This is a genomic window from Rhodococcus sp. NPDC059969, from assembly GCF_042738325.1.
Taxonomy (GTDB): domain Bacteria; phylum Actinomycetota; class Actinomycetes; order Mycobacteriales; family Mycobacteriaceae; genus Rhodococcus_F.
The window spans coordinates 1-1,687 of sequence record NZ_JBHWUF010000034.1 but is presented as its reverse complement, the minus strand read 5'-3'; the positions used below and the strand labels follow the sequence as shown (position 1 = coordinate 1,687).

At 69.8% G+C, this 1,687-nt stretch carries 3 protein-coding genes; all 3 read right to left on the bottom strand.

The genetic code is table 11. The features are described from left to right. Positions 1-112: 112 nt before the first annotated feature. Genes ACFWAD_RS29855 through ACFWAD_RS29845 form a run of 3 tightly spaced genes read right to left on the bottom strand, consistent with a single transcriptional unit; the run spans position 113 to position 1,540 of the window. Positions 113-568, bottom strand: a complete 456-nt coding sequence (locus ACFWAD_RS29855; protein ID WP_378550453.1) for a hypothetical protein — start codon at positions 566-568, stop codon at positions 113-115. A gap of 59 nt (positions 569-627) precedes the next feature. Next, positions 628-909 carry a hypothetical protein gene (locus ACFWAD_RS29850; RefSeq protein WP_378550450.1) on the bottom strand — a complete coding sequence of 94 codons (282 nt, stop codon included), beginning with the start codon at positions 907-909 and terminating at the stop codon, positions 628-630. A 1-nt stretch (position 910) separates the two neighbouring features. Further along, positions 911-1,540 (bottom strand): hypothetical protein, encoded by a 630-nt coding sequence (locus tag ACFWAD_RS29845; RefSeq protein ID WP_378550447.1) that lies wholly within the window; start codon positions 1,538-1,540, stop codon positions 911-913. Positions 1,541-1,687 lie beyond the last annotated feature (147 nt).

Below are 1,687 nucleotides of genomic sequence, written 5' to 3'. Positions count from 1 at the left end.
TCCTCGCTCCAGCCGTAGAAGCTGGGCGAGAAGACGGCATCGAACGCCTGGAGCGTCTCGCGGGCCACCGCCCGCCACGCCTCGGGGTCGTCCCACTCAGGACCCCCGGCCATCACCCCTCCCCCGCGTCCAGCAGCTCGCCGCCGGCTTGCGCGGGGCCGGGGCCGTGCTGCAGAGCGAGGGCCGCAGCCGTCCGGCAAACGGCGAGGACCTCGTCGAGGGTCCGCACGGGGTGCTCGCTCCAGACCTCGTAGTCGACGTACGAGGCGCCGGTGGAGAGCCGAAGGACCGCCTCCAGCACGGTCCTGCCCACGAACTGGGTGTCCGCGTCGCCCATCCCGTCGTCACGCGTGCTCGTCAGCGCGTCGCGCAGGTGGTACCCGGAGAACGGGGCGTAGAGCTGGGGGTCCCAGCCCTTGCGCTCCATCAGGCCGGCCGCGGCCGTCAGGTGCCGGGCGACGGACTCACCGGTGACGAGCATGCCACTGAGCCCGTACCAGACATCCCGTTCAAGGAGCTGCCGCCTGGTCTGCTCGACCAGGGTGCCGCTGAGGAGGAGAGCAGTCATGACACGTTCCTTCCGTCTACGAGTTGAATCTTCGAATGCGGTGGAGCGATCCAAGCGCCTCAGGCGCTGAGCTCCAGGTGAGAGAACTGGCGGTGGTAGCGGTAGGCGCAGCCGTCGGCCGCCACAACCAGCTCCGCGTACGAGATGAGCTCATCGGTCCGCGCGAACATCCCCTTCGTGGTGAAGGTCGCCCGCAGCGTGCCGGTCTTGAACACGGACAGGGCCTCGGAGTCCCCGGCCGCGAACGCCCGGTCGATCGCACGGGTCAGCTTCCAGTTCTCCGTGAACTCCACCCAGTAGCCCGCCATCCACACCGGCAGCCACCACAGCAGCCGCTCCACATCAGCCTCCGTCGTTGTGGTTGGACCAGGAGTGCCCGGCCGCACACCGCAGCACGTGAACGCTCAGCAGCTGGTGCGGCCCGCGGTCGTCCCACGCGTGGGTGCCCTCGACGGCCGCCTCGCCGCAGTCCGGACACGGCCAGTCGGCCAGCTTGTACGAGGCCAGCGCCTGCGGCTCCGTCGACCGCGACCCGGCTACCGACGCCGCAGTGGTCGAGCCCGGGCCGGCCGCTGCCCCGGCGGAGTCGGTGTAGCGGACCGGTAGGCCGAGGCTGAGCGCGTACGCGACCTCCGAGCGCGTCGAGTCACCGATGTACCCACCGGGGTTGACCACCAGGACCTCGTCCGCCATCCGAACCTTCGCCCGGTGCAGCTCGTCGAGTCGCACCTTGAGCTCCTCAGCGTCCCGCCCGTCAGCCCACAGCGAATGAGGCGTCTTCATGTCACAACCCGGGGCCAGGACGATCCGGCCAGCCATGGTCTCGCGCAGGTTCGCCTCGGCGAGCTCCGCCCAGAACCGCGTCGAGCCGCACAGACACACGACCTGGGGACGCCGGGCCCCGGCGACCACCGTTACCGGCTCGACGACCGCCGTACGCGGGTTCAGGAACGAGATCAGCTTCTTCAACACAGAGGGCCCCCTTCGGGCTCCGAGAATGGTCACTTCATCCGCCGCAACAGCTCGTCAGCCAGCTCGTCCTCCACCCCGTACGTCTCCCGCTCGTGGTGCCTCGTACGCCCGCACGGCACCCGAACTGAGCAGCTCCACGTCGTAGCC